Raw genomic sequence first — 14,860 nt, 5'->3', positions numbered from 1 at the left:
GCACAGGTTGACAAGCAACCGGGGCCAAAATGCGGCAGCGCCACGGCCCCTTAGCGCCGAAATTGCCAACCCTGTCACCATCCTGTTTCCACTTGCGAAACGCAGCGGCTTGAGCGTGCCCGCCTTGCATGGCAATCAGTCCCCAGCCGCCCCGGAGGATGCCATGCCCAACACCCTGTTCGATGCCCTGTTCGCCCCGCTTGCCGGTCGCAGCTCTGCCTTCCTGATCCTGCCCGACGGGTCCGAACTCAGCGGCGATGCCTTCCTGCGGCTGGTGGCCCGGCAGGCCCATGCGCTGCGCGCGGCGGGGCTGGGGGTGGGCGACCGCATCGCCGTGCAGATCGCCAAATCGCCCGAGGCGCTGGCCAGCTATGGCGCCGCCGTGGCGCTGGGGGCGATCTTCCTGCCGCTGAACACCGCCTATACCGCGGATGAGGTTGATTATTTCCTCGGCAATGCCACACCGAAAATCTTCCTCTGCGACGCCGCGAAACGCGCCACACTGGAACCTGTCGCCACCCGCCACGGCGCCACGGTCCTGACGCTGAACGCCGATGGCAGCGGCACGCTGTCCGAGGCCGCCGCAAACCAGCCCGACACCATCACCCCCGCCGAACGCGGGCCAGAGGATCTGGCGGCCTTCCTCTATACCTCCGGCACCACCGGGCGGTCGAAGGGCGCGATGCTGACCCATCGCAACCTTCTCTCCAATGCCGAGGTTCTGGTGGACCTGTGGCGCTTCACCGCCGATGACGTGCTGCTGCACGCCCTGCCGATCTTCCACACCCACGGGTTGTTCGTCGCCTCCAATATCAGCCTGCTGACCGGCGGCACGATGATCTTCCTGCCGGGCTTCGATGTGGAAACCGTGCTGCGCCTGCTGCCGCGCGCCACCACTATGATGGGCGTGCCCACCTTCTATACCCGCCTGCTCGATGACCCCCGGTTTGACCGCGCCGCAGCCCGGCACATGCGGCTGTTCATCTCCGGCTCCGCCCCCTTGCTGGCCGAAACGCATCAGCAGTTCGAATCCCGCACCGGCCACCGGATTCTCGAACGCTACGGCATGACCGAAACCAACATGAGCACCTCCAACCCCTACGAGGGCGAGCGCCGCGCGGGCACCGTGGGCTTCCCCCTGCCGGGCGTCGAATTGCGCATCCTGACGCCCGAGGGTGCGCCGGTCGCGCAAGGCGAGGTTGGCGTGATCGAGGTGCGCGGCCCCAATGTCTTCAAGGGCTATTGGCAGATGCCCGAGAAGACGCGCGAGGAGTTGCGCGAAGATGGCTGGTTCGTCACCGGCGATCTGGGGTGCAGGGATGCCGACGGCTATGTGGTGATCGTCGGCCGCGCCAAGGATCTGGTGATCTCGGGCGGTTTCAACGTCTACCCGAAAGAGGTGGAACTGCTGCTGGACGAGGTGCCGGGCGTGCTGGAAAGCGCGGTGATCGGCCTGCCGCATCCCGATTTCGGCGAGGCGGTCTTTGCCGTCCTTGTGCCGCAAAAGGGCGTCACCCTTGATCCCGATGCCGCACTGGCCGCGATCCGCGACAAGCTCGCCCGCTTCAAGCAGCCGAAAGCCGCCGTGGTCCTGCCCGATCTGCCGCGCAACACCATGGGCAAAGTGCAAAAGAACCTGCTGCGCGACGCCTACAAGACCCGCTTCACGGGCTGACCTGGCAATAGTTCTTTCATCTTGGCCCAAATATCCTGCGGGGGTCCGGGGGCGCAAAGCCCCCGGTCCGCCCCAAGCCACAGGCTCAGCCCTCGCCGTCCTGCAACTCCACCGCCAGAAACCGCTCCAGCGCGTCCAGATCCACCGGCTCGAACTGCCCGAAGCCCTGCATCCAGACCGAGGCCGCCTTCAGCGCATCCGGCTCCAGCTTGCACCAGATCACCCGCCCGCGCTTCTCGCGGCTGATCAGCCCGGCCTCGGCCAGCACCTGCAGATGTTTGGAAATCGCGGCCAGCGACATCTGGAACGGCTCGGCCACATCGGTCACCGCCATGTCATCCTCCAGCAACATGCCAAGGATGGTGCGCCGCGTCGGATCGGCCAGGGCGGCGAAAATGGGGCTCAGCGGGTCGGTCATCCGCCATCCTTGGCAGCGCGCCCCGGCATCGTCAACCGGATGGTTGAATATGTCTCACGCCGCCGTGAGGGCGCTAACAGCCCCGCCGCCCCGAAGGCTAATTTGAAAAATTTCATGATTTCAATGTGTTGAAGGCAGTTTCTGCAGGCGCAAGCACCTTGACTCACAGCCCCCCCTTCCGTAGGTTCGCCGCGACTGTTCAGGGGACCCAGATCATGGCGGACGAACCCGATCCCGAGCGGCTTCGCGCATTGGATGCGCGGCTGTCGCAGGTGAAGGGCGCCAAGACCAAGGCCTCCGATGCAGGCACAGATTTCTCGCAGGGCGAACAGGCCTGGCGGATGGTGATAGAGCTGGTTTCGGGGATGGTCCTCGGTCTCGGCATTGGCTACGGGTTGGACTGGTTGTTCGACACGCTGCCCATCTTCCTGCTGGTCTTCGGTCTGCTGGGCTTTATCGCCGGGATCAAGACCATGATGGGCACCGCCCGCGACATGGCTGAAAAACAGGCGAAGGCCCAAGGGGCACAGACGCAGGCGGGGCACCCGCCGGAACCGAAGGATGACAGACGTGGCTGAGACCGGCTTTGCAATTCACCCGATGGATCAATTCGTCGTCTCGCGGTGGTTCTGCCACGATGACGCCGGAACCGTGATCAATGAATGCACGGCTGACATCCAGTGGTATGAAATCACCAATGTCACCGTCTGGATCGGCCTGACCGTTCTGGCCATCATCGCGCTGATGGTGTTCGGTTCGCGTGGCCGCGCCATCATCCCGTCGCGCGTCCAGTCCGTGGTCGAACTGATCTACGGCTTCATCTACAAGATGGTCGAAGACGTGACCGGCCATGACGGGGTGAAATACTTCCCCTATGTCATGACGCTGTTCCTCTTCATCCTTTTCGCCAACCTGCTTGGCCTGCTGCCGATGAGCTTCACCTCCACCAGCCATGTCGCCGTCACCGTGACGCTGGCGCTGCTGGTGTTCCTCGGGGTCACCATTCTCGGCCTGATCCGCAACGGCATCGGCTTCCTCGGCATGTTCTGGGTGTCCTCGGCGCCGCTGGCGCTGCGCCCGGTGCTGGCAATCATCGAAGTCATCTCGTACTTCGTGCGCCCGGTCAGCCACTCCATTCGTCTTGCCGGCAACCTGATGGCAGGCCACGCCGTGATGAAAGTGTTCGCGGGCTTCGCCTCGATGGCGGTGATCTCGCCGGTGGCCATTGGTGCCGTGACCGCGATCTATGGCCTCGAACTGCTCGTGGCCGTCGTGCAAGCATATGTTTTCACCATTCTGACCTGCGTCTACCTGAAAGACGCGGTGGGCGGCGCCCACCACTAAGGTCCGGACTACCAACCTAAATTCGAATTCCAAAGGAGACGAACAATGGAAGCTGAAGTCGCACAACTCGCGCTTATGGGCAAATACATCGGCGCCGGTCTGGCTGCCATCGGTCTGGGCGGCGCTGGTATCGGCGTGGGCAACATCGCTGGCAACTTCCTCGCCGGCGCCCTGCGCAACCCCTCGGCCGCTGCCTCGCAGACCGCCAACCTCTTCGTCGGCATCGCGTTTGCCGAAGCTCTGGGCATCTTCTCGTTCCTGATCGCCCTGCTGCTGATGTTCGCCGTCTGATCCTGACGCGCCTGAGCTTCTCGGCCGGCGGGGCGCAACGCCCCCCGGCCAAGTGTTTGATGGACGTGAGGAAACAACATGGCGACCGAAGCGCATGAAGCGGCGGCCGCGGCGACCCACGCCGTCGGTATGCCGCAGCTCGACATCTCGACCTGGGCCAACCAGATCTTCTGGCTCCTTGTCGCGCTTGTCGTGATCTATTTCGTGCTGTCGCGCGTGGCCCTTCCCCGGATCGGGGCAGTTCTGGCCGAGCGCAGCGGCACCATCACCAACGACCTTGCTGCGGCTGAAGAGCTGAAGCAAAAGGCGGTCGCCGCCGAGAAGGCCTATAACGACGCGCTGGCCAAGGCCCGCGCCGAGGCGGCCAAGATCGTGGCGCAGGCCAAGGCCGAAATCCAGGCGGATCTCGACATTGCCACCGCCAAGGCCGATGCCGAAATCGCGGCGAAAGCGGCGCAATCGGAAGCCCGCATCGGGGAAATCCGGGCCGGTGCGCTGGAAAGCGTCACCGAAGTGGCGAAAGACACCGCGCTGGAGCTGGTCTCCGTGCTGGGTGGTCAGGTCGATGCCGAAACCGTGTCGGCGGCCGTTGCCGCCCGGCTGAAAGGGTAAGCCCATGAACAAGCTGATCCTGATTGCCGCTGCCCTGATGGCGAGCCCGGCCCTTGCGGCCTCCGGCCCGTTCGTCTCGCTGCACAACACGAACTTCATCGTGCTGATCGCCTTCTTGGTGTTCATCGGTATTCTGCTGGTTGCCAAGGTTCCCGCCAAGCTGGGCTCCATGCTGGATGGCCGCGCCACCCAGATCAAGGCCGAGCTGGAAGAAGCCCGTCTGCTGCGCGAAGAGGCCAAGGCGATCCTTGCCTCCTATGAGCGCAAGCAGAAGGAAATGCTGGAGCAATCCGAACGCATCGTCGCCGGTGCCAAGGAAGAGGCCATGGCTGCCGCAGCGCAGGCCAAGGAAGCCCTCAAGGTTTCCATCGCCCGCCGTCTGGCCGCTGCCGAAGAGCGCATCGCCTCTGCCGAAGCGGGCGCCGTGCGCGAAGTGCGCGAACGCGCGGTGGATGTGGCAATCTCTGCCGCGTCCGAGATCCTGTCGAAGCAGCTCAACGCCGCTGCGACGATCGACGCCGCAATTGCCCAGGTGGATGCCAAGCTGCACTGAGCAGACTGGCGCGACACACAAAAAAGCCCCGGCACCGCGCCGGGGCTTTTTGCGTTTCAGCGATTGCGCTCGTGTTCGATGCGCAGCCGGGCCACCGCCTCGTTGCGTTCGGCCTTGGCCTGTTCGGCCAGCGCGTCCTCGACATAATCCATATGTGCCGCAATCGCCGCCCGCGCGGCCGCCGGATCGCGCGCCTGCAGCGCGGCGTTGATGGCGCGGTGCTGGTCCAGCAGATGATCGCGCGTCATGCGGTTCTTGAACATCATCGCGCGGTTGTAGAACACGCCCTGCCGCAGCAGATCGAACATCGACCGCATCATGTGCAGCATCACCACATTATGGCTCGCCTCGATGATCGCCATGTGGAATTGCGCATCCAGCGCCGACTCGTCGCTGGGGTCGCGCTTCTGATGCGCCGCCTCCATCTTGGCGAAGATCGTGGCGATCACTTCCAGATCGGTATCCGATCCCAGCCGCGCGGCGCGTTCCGCCGCCAACCCTTCCAGATCGCGGCGGAAATCCAGATAATCATATACCGCCTCGTCATGCGCCGCGAACAGCTCGATCAGCGCGGGCGAGAAGGCAGACCCCAGCACCTCGGCGATGAACACACCCGATCCGGGGCGGCTGACCACCAGCCCCTTCTGCTCCAGCGCCTCCAGCGCCTCGCGCAGCGACGGGCGCGACACGCCCAGCCGCTCGGCCAGATCGCGTTCCGCCGGCAGGCGTTCGCCGGGCCGCAGGATGCCGCGCAGGATCAGCAGCTCGATCTGCCGCGCGACACTTTGCGCCAGACGCTCGGAGGTGACTTTTTCAAACGGCATGGGTTCCTCGGCTCCTCTGGTCAGAAATTATGACCAAAGCCGGGGCGGGGCAATGAAAAAGGGGGGGGCGCAGCACCGCGCCCCCCCTTTGATGTTCCGTGCCCCCCGATCAGTTCGGGATGATGGTGATCTCCACCCGGCGGTTCTGCGCCCGGCCTTCCACCGTCAGGTTCGACGCAATCGGCTGATCCTCGCCCCGGCCATAGGCCGCAATGCGCGAGGGCGCCACGCCGCCCTGCATCAGAACGGCGGCCACCGATTGCGCCCGGCGTTCCGACAGATCCTGGTTATAGGCGGCGGTGCCGCTGTTGTCGGTATGGCCCACCACCTGCACCCGGCTGTTGGGATAGCGGGTCAGGTTGGCCGCCACGGCGCGGATATCGCCCTGCAGGTCATAGCGCAGCGTCGCGCTGTCGGTGGCGAACAGGATGTCCTGCGGCATGGTCACCACCAGCGAATTGCCGGTATTGGTCACGGTGGACGACCCGCTCATCTGCTGGCGCAGTTCCGCCGCCTGCTTGTCCAGCGAATTGCCGATGGCGCCGCCGATCGCAGCCCCTGCCGCCGCTCCAAGAACCGCCTTGGCCAGTTTGTCATCGCCGCCAGAGTTGGCACCGGCCACGCCGCCGATGATCGCCCCAAAGGTCGCAGCCCCCTTGGCGCGGGCATTGGGGTCTTCATATTGGTAGGGATCGACGCAGCCCGCCAGAAAGGCGAAGCCGGTCAGACCGAGGATCAGGGAAGCCTTGGAAAACATGATATGGAGCCTCATTGAAATGCCACCCGCTGCGGAGTGTTCGGCGCAGGTTATAGCAGCAACGCGCGAAAGCGAAAATCGTTGCATCGGTCCGCGCAGATTTCCGCCCATCACGTTCCTGTGCTGGCCTGCGGCATGTCCGCCTCTTGCCGCGCCGCCTCCCAGGCCAGCATGGCGCGTTTCACCGGCAGGCCCCAGTGATAGCCGCCAAGCCCGCCCGATTTGCGCAAGGCGCGGTGGCAGGGGATCAGAAAGCTGACCGGGTTGCGCCCCACCGCCGTGCCCACCGCCCGCACCGCCTGCGGATGGCCCACCGCCTGCGCCAGTTCCGAATAGGTGGTCACATGGCCCGAGGGGATGCGCAGCAGCGCCTCCCAGACCTTGATCTGAAACGGCGCGCCGATCATGTGCAGCACCGTCTCGCCGCCGCCAAACGCCGCCCCGGCCAGCGGCGCCACTGCCGCCGCATCCTCGTGATAGCACGCCTTGGGCCAGCGCCCCCGCAGATCGGCCAGCGCCGCCTCGCGCCCGGTTTCCTCGGTGAAGGCCAGCCCGCACAGCCCGCGATCCGTGGCCATGATCAGCGCCTCGCCAAACGGCGAGGGGGCCAGCCCCCAGCGGATCTCCAGCCCCGCACCGCCCTTGGCGTAATCGCCCGGGCTCATCGCCTCCCAGCGCAGGAACAGATCATGCAGCCGCCCGCCGCCCGACAACCCGGTGGACAGCGCCGTATCCAGCACGGTGAACCGTTCGGCCAACAGGCGCTTGGCATGATCCAGCGTCAGATATTGCTGATAGCGCTTTGGGCTGACCCCCACCCATTGCGAGAACACCCGCTGAAAATGCGCCGGGCTCATCCCCATCCGCGCCGCCAGCCCGTCCAGCGTCAGGCCCGGCCCGCCGCTGTCGATCTCGTCCAGCGCACGGGCGATGACACGGTAATGATAGGCGGGGGAAATCTCGGTCATGGCAGGCTCCTTTGCGCCACATTAGGCGGCAAAACCGCGCGCCGCGACCCGGATGTTGCGGCTTCGCTTGCGCCGCGTCCCCGGCTTTGGCAAGAGGCTGCCCATGGCACGCCAGCTCGACTATCACACGATCCGCGCGATCTTCACCCGGTTTCAGGCCCAAGAGCCGGAACCGAAGGGAGAGCTTTACCACACCAACGCCTATACCCTGCTGGTCGCCGTCGCCCTGTCGGCACAGGCCACCGATGCCGGGGTGAACAAGGCCACCCGCCCGCTGTTCGCCAGCGTGGACACGCCGCAGAAGATGCTGGATCTGGGGCTGGAGGGGCTGACCGAGGCGATCAAGACCATCGGCCTGTTCCGGCAAAAGGCGAAGAACGTCATCCGCCTGTCGGAGATTCTGGTAGAACAGTATGGCGGCGAGGTGCCCAGCTCGCGCGCCGCCCTGCAATCGCTGCCCGGCGTGGGGCGCAAGACGGCGAATGTCGTGCTGAACATGTGGTGGCATGTGCCGGCGCAGGCGGTGGATACCCATATCTTCCGCCTTGGCAACCGCACCGGCATCTGCCCCGGCAAGGATGTCGAAACCGTCGAGCGTGCCATCGAAGACCATATCCCCGCCGAATTTCAGCAGCACGCCCATCACTGGATGATCCTGCACGGGCGCTACATCTGCACCGCCCGCAAACCCCGCTGCGCGGATTGCCTGATCCGCGATCTCTGCCCCTTTGAGGAAAAGACCGAATGAAGAAGTATGAAGTGGTCGGCATCGGCAATGCCATCGTCGATGTGTTCGCGCAGGCCGATGACAGTTTTCTGGAGATGATGGGGATCGAAAAGGGCATCATGCAACTGGTCGAACGCGAACGGGGCGAACTGCTTTACGCCGCGATGCGCGACCGGGTGCAGGCGCCCGGCGGCTCGGTCGCCAATACGCTGGCGGGCCTTGGCAATCTGGGCCTGCGCACCGCCTTTATCGGCCGGGTGCATGACGATGCGCTGGGGCGGTTCTATGCGAAAGCCATGGCGGATGAAGGCACCGATTTCCCCAATGCGCCGGTGGCGGGGGGCGAGTTGCCCACCTCGCGCTCGATGATCTTCGTGGCGCCGGATGGCGAACGCTCGATGAACACCTATCTGGGCATCTCGTCGGAGCTTGGCCCCGACGACGTGTCGGAACAAGTGGCAGGCGAGGCGGCGATCCTGTTCCTCGAAGGCTATCTGTACGACAAGCCCAAGGGGAAAGAGGCGTTTGAACGCGCCGCGAAGCTTTGCCGTCAGGCGGGCGGCAAGGCCGGGATCGCGCTGTCCGATCCGTTCTGTGTCGATCGCCACCGCGCCGATTTCCGCCGTCTGGTCTGCGATCTGGATTATGTGATCGGCAACCAGCACGAATGGGAAAGCCTGTATCAGACCGATCTGGATTCGGCGCTGGCGCAGGCGGCGCAGGATGCGGGGCAGGTGGTCTGCACCCGGTCGGGCGACGAGGTGATCCTGCTGCGCGGCGCGGAACGCGCCGTGGTGCCGGTGCGCCGCGTGGTGCCGGTCGATGCCACCGGCGCGGGCGACCAGTTCGCCGCCGGGTTCATCTATGGCATGGCAACGGGCCAGAGCCTGGAGATTTCGGGCCGCATGGGCTGCGTCGCCGCCGCCGAGGTGATCAGCCATTTCGGCGCCCGCCCCGAAGCCGAACTCAAGCGCCTGTTCCGCGCCGAAGGCCTGATCTGATCGGGGCCGCCGCCCGCCTCAGGCCCCTTTGGGGCCATCGGCGGGCGGCATTGCCATGGCGGGCGTCTGGCCCGCCGCACCTGCTGACCCGTGGCGCGGGTGGATCTGTCGCATGGGTATTTAGGCAAAGAAGAAGGAACGGCGGGCGGCGCGTGCTGCGTTCTCTTTTGCGCAAATACCCATGCGACGCCGCCGCCGGGGGCGGTGCCGGACGGCCTAGCGCAGCGGTTCCAGCACCGCATCCTTCAGGCGGCAGTCGCGGATCACGTCAGCGCCGCAGCGGCGGGGGTCAAGGTCTTTGGTCAGACACAGCCGCACTTCCTGAATCATGCCGTCACGGCAGGTGACGGTGATCTGGTCGGGCCTCAGCCCCGGATTGGCCTCCAGAAACGCGCCCTCCACCACCTCGGCGGGCACTTTCAGCGTCTTGGTGATCTTCGGGAACACGGCGGGGATCGTCACCCGGGCAAAGGCGCGGCGCATCGTGGCGTAATAGTCTGGCGCATCCAGCCCGGCGCAGCGGCCATGTTTCTTCCACTGATACCAGGCCAGCCCCGCGCCGCCCATGATGTCGGCCATGGCCGCACTTTCCGCCCGCGAGGGATCGCGCGCCGTGGTGCGGCAATAGCTGGGCCAGCCGCGCTCGTTCTGCGGCCACAGCCCGTGCAGCGTGAAGGCCCGCCCGGCGCCCGCGTCACATTCCGGCTCTCCACGCGCGTCGCCCTCTTGCGCGCACCAGTTGGGCGACCAGCTCAGCGCCATCACGTAGTAGTCGAAATCCCCGGCCCGCTCGCCCTCGGCCAGCGCCGCCGTTCCGATCAAGGCTGCGAGAGCGGCCCCAGCAATCACACGCATTTTCTCTTCCCCTCGCGGTGGAAAACCCCTATAAGCCCGGCTGAATTCCCTAAAATGTGGAAGTCGCGGCCCACCCGGCCGCAGCCGTTTTCCCGGCCCGGGAGAGATTTGTAAAGGAGAGATCCTGATGTCGAAACCGCTTATGGCCAAGGCCACCGCCGTCTGGCTGGTGGACAATACGACGCTCACCTTCCGTCAGGTCGCGGACTTCTGCGGGATGCACGAGCTTGAGGTGCAGGGCATCGCCGACGGTGATGTGGCAACCGGGGTGAAGGGCTTCGATCCGGTCGCCAACAACCAGCTTGACCCGATCGAGATCGAGAAGGGCCAGAAAGACCCGTTCTACAAGCTGAAGCTGAAGTTCAACGCCGCTGCCGTGGGCGAAGAAAAGCGCCGCGGCCCGCGCTATACCCCGCTGTCCAAGCGGCAGGATCGCCCGGCCGCCATCCTGTGGCTGGTGAAGTTCCACCCTGAACTCAGCGACGGCGCCATCGGCAAGCTGGTCGGCACCACCAAGCCCACTATCGCCTCGATCCGCGAGCGGACGCATTGGAACATCCAGAACATCGCGCCGATTGATCCGGTGGCGCTGGGTCTGTGCCGTCAGTCGGAACTGGATACCGCCGTGCAGGCGGCTGCCCGCAAGAAGGCGGCCGAAGGCGGCGTGATGTCGGATGACGAGCGGCGCAAGCTGGTGTCCACCGAACAGTCGCTGGGCATGACGGAAGAACCGAAAATGCCTGGGTCGCTGGCCGGTCTGGAAGCCTTCACCCGCATCGAGAAGGATGAGGAAGAAAGCCCCGCCGATTTCTCGGATGCGGACAGCTTCTTCAACCTGCCGCATGGCGATGACGACGACGAGGAAGACGACGACCACCGCTGATCTTCCATACGCTCCAAAACCCCGGCCCTGTGCCGGGGTTTCCATTTGTGGCCGGATTGCCCTGAATGGCGCCGATTATCCGCGCCCCGCCACAATCGGCTTAATTTCGCCGCAAAGCCGCCCTATCCTCGCCCCCGAGCAGTAACGCACCGGAGAGAACTCCGGGCAAACCGGGCAGGCAGGACGTGGCGACTTATTACGGTGGCAGCGGCAATAATTATATCAACGCGGGCAGTGGCTCCGATTCGCTGTTTGGTGGCGACGGTGACGATTCCCTTGATGGCAATGGTGGAACCGATACCCTGATCGGTGGCACCGGCGCCGATACGCTGGATGGCGGCAGCGGCAGCAGCGATGTGGCCGATTACGCCACCTCTGGCGCGGCGGTGAATGTCAGCCTGACCACCGGCTCCGGCACGGGCGGCGATGCGCAGGGCGATGTGCTGCTGAACATCGAACGGCTCGTGGGGTCCGGTTTTGACGACACGCTGACCGGCAACAGCAGCAGCAACATGCTGACCGGCGGGCTGGGCGACGATCTGCTCGACGGGGCGGCGGGCACCGATTCGCTCTATGGCGGCGATGGCAATGACACGCTGCGCGGCGGCACCGGATCGGATGTGCTGTCGGGCGGGGCGGGCATCGACACTGCCGAATATGCCACCGCAACATCGGGGGTCAACGCCTCGCTGGCGGCGGCCGAAGGCACGTCGGGCGACGCCAATGGCGACAGCTATACCGGCATCGAAAACCTGACCGGCAGCGCCTATGCCGATACGCTGACCGGCGACAGCGGCGCCAACGTGCTGACCGGCGGCGCGGGCAATGACAGCCTGTCGGGCGGCACGGGCGACGATACGCTGGTGGGGGGCAGCGGCGCCGATACGCTGATCGGCGGCGAGGATATGGATTTCATCGATTACAGCGCCTCGGGCGCTGCGGTGAACATCAACCTCGGCGCGGGCACCGCCACCGGCGGCGATGCCACGGGCGATGTGCTGCAAGGCGTCGATGGCATCATCGGCTCGATCTACAACGACACGCTCATCGGCTTTGACGATCAGGGTCTGTCGGGTGACGTTTACACCAACATCTTCTACGGCGCGGCGGGCAACGATTACATCGACGGGCGCGGCTCGAATGACAGCCTGTTTGGCGGCGCCGACAACGATACCGTGCTGGGCGGCACCGGCACCGACAGCCTGTTTGGCGGCACCGGCAATGACAGCCTCGACGGCGGCGCCGACAATGACAGCCTCGATGGCGGCGACGGGCTGGATACGCTTTATGGCGGCACGGGCAATGACAGCCTGTTCGGCGGTCTGGGCGAAGACAGCCTGTTCGGCGGCGACGGCACCGACAGCCTCAGCGGCGGCGATGGCAATGACAGCCTGTTCGGCGGGATCGGCAACGACACGCTGCTGGGCGGGGCGGGCAATGACAGTCTGGACGGCGGCGATGCCAATGACAGCCTGGATGGCGGCGACGGGGCCGACACGCTCACTGGCGGGGCAGGGGCCGATACCCTGCTGGGGGGCTTGGGCGATGACAGCCTGTCCGGCGGCGATCTGAACGATTCGCTCTATGGTGGCGATGGCAATGACACGCTCGGCGGCGATACCGGCAATGACCAGTTGTTCGGCGGCATCGGCACCGATGCGATCTATGGCGGCGACGGCAGCGACTCGCTGTATGGCGGCGATGGCGACGATTCGATCTATGGCGGCGACGGGGCCGATTACCTGACTGGCGGCGCCGGCTCGGATTACTTCTTTGCCGGGCTGGGCGACACGATCAACGGCGAAGAGGACGGCAACGAGATCGACGTGATCGACCTCACCGGCCTTGGCCCGCACAACATCATCCGCGATCCGCTGAACCCCGAAAACGGCATCATCCAGTTCCTCGACATTTACGGCAATGTCTCGGGCACCATCACCTTCACCAATATCGAAACGGTGGTGTCCTGCTTTACCCCCGGCACGCTGATCGTGACCGACCGGGGCGAAGTGCCGGTCGAATCGCTGCGCGTCGGCGACATGGTGCTGACCCGCGACAACGGCGCCCAGCCGATCCGCTGGATCGGCCAGCGTCGGCTGGGCATCGGCGAATTGCTGGTCGATCCGTCGCTGCAACCGATCCGCATCACCAAGGGTGCGCTGGGCGCGGGCCTGCCGGAACGCGACATGCTGCTGTCGCGCCAGCACCGGATGCTGATCACCGGCGCCCGGCCCGAACTGATGTTCGGCCATGACGAGGTGCTGGTGCGTGCGCTGCACCTGCTGCCCCTGCCCGGCGTTGAAGAGGCGCTGCTGCCCGAGGTCACCTATCTGCACATCCTGTTCGACCGGCACGAACTCGTGCTGGCCGATGGGGCATGGAGCGAAAGCTTCCAGCCCGGCGAGCGCAGCCTTGGCCGGATGGATGACGAAATCCGCCAAGAACTGTTCAAGATCTTCCCCGAACTCGCCACCGACCCGCTGCCGCCAAGGTTCGAGGCGGCGCGGATGACGCTGAAACAGCACGAGGCGCGGGTGCTTTTGCGCCCCTGATCGCGGTCGCGCGGGGGTGGCTCAGGCCAGCCCCGCCAGATGCAGCGCCAGCCCTGCCGCAGCGGCGCCCGCCAGCACGGTGCCCATGCCCAGCCGCAACCGGAACACCGCCAGCAGCGCCAAAGCCGAAAGCACCGCCGCCGCCGGGTTCAGCGTGGCCCAGACCGGCACTTCCATCTGCACCGGCCCCCAGTGGCGCAGCGTTACCTCGGCGAACAGCACATGCAGTGCGAACCAGATCGCCAGATTCAGCACCACGCCCACCACCGCCGCCGTCACCGCCGCCAGCGCGGCAGACAGGCCCTTGGCATGGCGCAGCCGCTCAATATGCGGCGCCCCGAGGAAGATCCAGGCAAAGCACGGCGCGAAGGTGACCCAGGTGGTCAGCAACCCGCCCAGCACCCCGGCCCCCAGCCCGCCCGCCTCGCGGTAGGCGCCCAGAAACCCCACGAATTGCAGCACCATGATCAGCGGCCCCGGCGTGGTTTCCGCCATGCCCAGCCCGTCCAGCATCTCGCCCGGGCGCAGCCAGCCGTAATGGCCCACCGCTTCTTGCGCCACATAGGCCAGCACCGCATAGGCGCCGCCAAAGGTGACCACTGCCATCTGGCTAAAGAACAGCGCGATATCGGCAAACACGCTGCCCGGCGCGGCCAGCAACACCGCCGCGACCGGCACAAGCCACAGCGCCAGCGCCACCAGCCCCGCCCACAACGCCCCGCGCCGTGCTGCCAGCGGCAACAGCGCCGTTTCCTGCCCCAGCAAGGTGTCGGCATCGGCCACCGCCCGCGCCCCGCCGCCATGTCCGCCCGCCGCAAACCCGGCAAACCCCGCCCGCGCGCCCAGCCATCCCAGCGCCGCCGCGGCCAGCACGATCAACGGAAAGGGCAGCCCAAGGAAAAAGATCGCCACGAAAGATGCCGCCGCCAGCCCCCGCATCACCCCGCTGCGCAGCGCCCGCTTGCCGATCCGCAGCACCGCCTGCAACACGATCGCCAGCACGGCGGCCTTCAATCCGAAGAACAGCCCCGCCACCGGCCCCAGATCGCCATACAGCGCATAAAGCACGCTCAGCCCCATGATCGCGCAGAGGCCCGGCAGGATGAACAACACCCCGGCAATCACCCCGCCGCGCGTGCCATGCAGCAGCCAGCCGATATAGGTCGCCAGTTGCTGCGCCTCCGGCCCCGGCAATACCATGCAGAAATTCAGCGCGTGCAGAAACCGCCCGTCGCCCAGCCAGCGCTTTTCCTCCACCAGAATACGGTGCATCACCGCAATCTGCCCGGCAGGCCCGCCAAAGGACAAAAGCGCGATCCGCGCCCAGACACGGGTCGCCTCGGCAAGGGTCGGATAGGGCATGTCAGGCATCGGCGTCTCCCTGTGGTTCCGCTGATCCT

General features: G+C 65.8%; 16 protein-coding genes. 10 read left to right on the top strand and 6 right to left on the bottom strand.

All coding sequences use genetic code 11. The annotated features are described in order from the left end of the window. The first annotated feature begins 163 nt into the window (after positions 1-163). A complete protein-coding gene (locus tag BMX43_RS02245) occupies positions 164-1,675 on the top strand; it encodes a malonate--CoA ligase (RefSeq protein WP_091297089.1) in 1,512 nt (503 codons plus the stop codon). A gap of 85 nt (positions 1,676-1,760) precedes the next feature. Here the strand turns inward: BMX43_RS02245 and BMX43_RS02240 are convergent, their stop codons facing one another. Next, a complete protein-coding gene (locus tag BMX43_RS02240; RefSeq protein ID WP_091296163.1) occupies positions 1,761-2,093 on the bottom strand; it encodes an ArsR/SmtB family transcription factor in 333 nt (110 codons plus the stop codon). 215 nt (positions 2,094-2,308) lie between these two features. Here BMX43_RS02240 and BMX43_RS02235 point away from each other — a divergent pair, with 215 nt between their 5' ends. The 5 genes from BMX43_RS02235 to BMX43_RS02215 all read left to right on the top strand — a co-directional run bounded on the left by BMX43_RS02235 (position 2,309) and on the right by BMX43_RS02215 (position 4,893). After that, complete coding sequence (locus BMX43_RS02235) at positions 2,309-2,671, top strand: AtpZ/AtpI family protein (RefSeq protein ID WP_091296160.1); 363 nt, start codon at positions 2,309-2,311, stop codon at positions 2,669-2,671. Beyond that, on the top strand, positions 2,655-3,437 hold the full coding sequence (locus BMX43_RS02230; protein WP_245749344.1) for a F0F1 ATP synthase subunit A: 783 nt from the start codon (positions 2,655-2,657) through the stop codon (positions 3,435-3,437). Before BMX43_RS02235 ends, BMX43_RS02230 begins: the two co-directional genes overlap by 17 nt. 45 nt (positions 3,438-3,482) lie before the next feature. Next, complete coding sequence (locus BMX43_RS02225) at positions 3,483-3,728, top strand: F0F1 ATP synthase subunit C (protein ID WP_091296151.1); 246 nt, start codon at positions 3,483-3,485, stop codon at positions 3,726-3,728. A 78-nt stretch (positions 3,729-3,806) separates the two neighbouring features. After that, positions 3,807-4,340 (top strand): F0F1 ATP synthase subunit B', encoded by a 534-nt coding sequence (locus tag BMX43_RS02220; RefSeq protein ID WP_091296147.1) that lies wholly within the window; start codon positions 3,807-3,809, stop codon positions 4,338-4,340. A gap of 4 nt (positions 4,341-4,344) precedes the next feature. Further along, positions 4,345-4,893 carry a F0F1 ATP synthase subunit B gene (locus tag BMX43_RS02215; RefSeq protein WP_091296144.1) on the top strand — a complete coding sequence of 183 codons (549 nt, stop codon included), beginning with the start codon at positions 4,345-4,347 and terminating at the stop codon, positions 4,891-4,893. 56 nt (positions 4,894-4,949) lie between these two features. On the opposite strand, the gene BMX43_RS02210 is transcribed toward BMX43_RS02215, so the two are convergent. From BMX43_RS02210 to BMX43_RS02200, 3 genes are all read right to left on the bottom strand, one after another. Next, positions 4,950-5,717 carry a FadR/GntR family transcriptional regulator gene (locus BMX43_RS02210; protein ID WP_091296141.1) on the bottom strand — a complete coding sequence of 256 codons (768 nt, stop codon included), beginning with the start codon at positions 5,715-5,717 and terminating at the stop codon, positions 4,950-4,952. 109 nt (positions 5,718-5,826) lie between these two features. Then, positions 5,827-6,474, bottom strand: a complete 648-nt coding sequence (locus BMX43_RS02205) for a YiaD family glycine zipper/OmpA-like lipoprotein (RefSeq protein ID WP_091296138.1) — start codon at positions 6,472-6,474, stop codon at positions 5,827-5,829. A gap of 110 nt (positions 6,475-6,584) precedes the next feature. Further along, positions 6,585-7,442, bottom strand: coding sequence for a methylated-DNA--[protein]-cysteine S-methyltransferase (locus tag BMX43_RS02200; RefSeq protein ID WP_091296133.1), 858 nt, complete (start codon positions 7,440-7,442; stop codon positions 6,585-6,587). Positions 7,443-7,545: 103 nt separating this feature from the next. Between BMX43_RS02200 and nth the strand changes: the two genes are divergently transcribed. Together nth and BMX43_RS02190 are read left to right on the top strand one after the other, a co-directional pair. After that, a complete protein-coding gene (gene nth, locus BMX43_RS02195) occupies positions 7,546-8,190 on the top strand; it encodes an endonuclease III (RefSeq protein ID WP_091296129.1) in 645 nt (214 codons plus the stop codon). Next, complete coding sequence (locus tag BMX43_RS02190; protein WP_091296125.1) at positions 8,187-9,170, top strand: adenosine kinase; 984 nt, start codon at positions 8,187-8,189, stop codon at positions 9,168-9,170. Before nth ends, BMX43_RS02190 begins: the two co-directional genes overlap by 4 nt. Before the next feature lie 216 nt (positions 9,171-9,386). Here BMX43_RS02190 and BMX43_RS02185 read toward each other — a convergent pair whose 3' ends face one another. Next, positions 9,387-10,025, bottom strand: a complete 639-nt coding sequence (locus BMX43_RS02185; RefSeq protein WP_091296121.1) for a ribonuclease T2 family protein — start codon at positions 10,023-10,025, stop codon at positions 9,387-9,389. A 127-nt stretch (positions 10,026-10,152) separates the two neighbouring features. On the opposite strand from BMX43_RS02185, the gene BMX43_RS02180 reads away from it, so the two are divergent. Together BMX43_RS02180 and BMX43_RS02175 are read left to right on the top strand one after the other, a co-directional pair. After that, entirely contained in the window at positions 10,153-10,908 is a 756-nt protein-coding gene (locus BMX43_RS02180; RefSeq protein ID WP_091296120.1) for a DUF1013 domain-containing protein, read from the top strand. 185 nt (positions 10,909-11,093) lie between these two features. Next, entirely contained in the window at positions 11,094-13,460 is a 2,367-nt protein-coding gene (locus tag BMX43_RS02175; protein WP_091296118.1) for a Hint domain-containing protein, read from the top strand. A 21-nt stretch (positions 13,461-13,481) separates the two neighbouring features. On the opposite strand, the gene chrA is transcribed toward BMX43_RS02175, so the two are convergent. After that, on the bottom strand, positions 13,482-14,831 hold the full coding sequence (gene chrA / locus BMX43_RS02170) for a chromate efflux transporter (RefSeq protein ID WP_091296116.1): 1,350 nt from the start codon (positions 14,829-14,831) through the stop codon (positions 13,482-13,484). Between the last annotated feature and the right edge of the window lie 29 nt (positions 14,832-14,860).

Source organism: Gemmobacter aquatilis (genome assembly GCF_900110025.1).
In the GTDB taxonomy this organism is placed as follows: Bacteria; Pseudomonadota; Alphaproteobacteria; order Rhodobacterales; family Rhodobacteraceae; genus Gemmobacter; species Gemmobacter aquatilis.
Note: the sequence above shows the minus strand (reverse complement) of the source record. Positions and strands in the feature narration are given on the sequence as shown.

What these genes read in the sequence shown, in the direction of transcription:
- BMX43_RS02235 (WP_091296160.1), top strand. Translation starts at nt 2,309, where the DNA reads ATGGCGGACGAACCCGATCCCGAGCGGCTTCGCGCATTGGATGCGCGG.
- BMX43_RS02185 (WP_091296121.1), bottom strand. Translation starts at nt 10,025, where the DNA reads ATGCGTGTGATTGCTGGGGCCGCTCTCGCAGCCTTGATCGGAACGGCG.
- BMX43_RS02245 (WP_091297089.1), top strand. Translation starts at nt 164, where the DNA reads ATGCCCAACACCCTGTTCGATGCCCTGTTCGCCCCGCTTGCCGGTCGC.
- BMX43_RS02190 (WP_091296125.1), top strand. Translation starts at nt 8,187, where the DNA reads ATGAAGAAGTATGAAGTGGTCGGCATCGGCAATGCCATCGTCGATGTG.
- chrA (WP_091296116.1), bottom strand. Translation starts at nt 14,831, where the DNA reads ATGCCTGACATGCCCTATCCGACCCTTGCCGAGGCGACCCGTGTCTGG.
- BMX43_RS02215 (WP_091296144.1), top strand. Translation starts at nt 4,345, where the DNA reads ATGAACAAGCTGATCCTGATTGCCGCTGCCCTGATGGCGAGCCCGGCC.
- BMX43_RS02210 (WP_091296141.1), bottom strand. Translation starts at nt 5,717, where the DNA reads ATGCCGTTTGAAAAAGTCACCTCCGAGCGTCTGGCGCAAAGTGTCGCG.
- BMX43_RS02220 (WP_091296147.1), top strand. Translation starts at nt 3,807, where the DNA reads ATGGCGACCGAAGCGCATGAAGCGGCGGCCGCGGCGACCCACGCCGTC.
- BMX43_RS02230 (WP_245749344.1), top strand. Translation starts at nt 2,655, where the DNA reads ATGACAGACGTGGCTGAGACCGGCTTTGCAATTCACCCGATGGATCAA.
- BMX43_RS02225 (WP_091296151.1), top strand. Translation starts at nt 3,483, where the DNA reads ATGGAAGCTGAAGTCGCACAACTCGCGCTTATGGGCAAATACATCGGC.
- BMX43_RS02200 (WP_091296133.1), bottom strand. Translation starts at nt 7,442, where the DNA reads ATGACCGAGATTTCCCCCGCCTATCATTACCGTGTCATCGCCCGTGCG.
- BMX43_RS02240 (WP_091296163.1), bottom strand. Translation starts at nt 2,093, where the DNA reads ATGACCGACCCGCTGAGCCCCATTTTCGCCGCCCTGGCCGATCCGACG.
- BMX43_RS02205 (WP_091296138.1), bottom strand. Translation starts at nt 6,474, where the DNA reads ATGTTTTCCAAGGCTTCCCTGATCCTCGGTCTGACCGGCTTCGCCTTT.
- nth (WP_091296129.1), top strand. Translation starts at nt 7,546, where the DNA reads ATGGCACGCCAGCTCGACTATCACACGATCCGCGCGATCTTCACCCGG.
- BMX43_RS02180 (WP_091296120.1), top strand. Translation starts at nt 10,153, where the DNA reads ATGTCGAAACCGCTTATGGCCAAGGCCACCGCCGTCTGGCTGGTGGAC.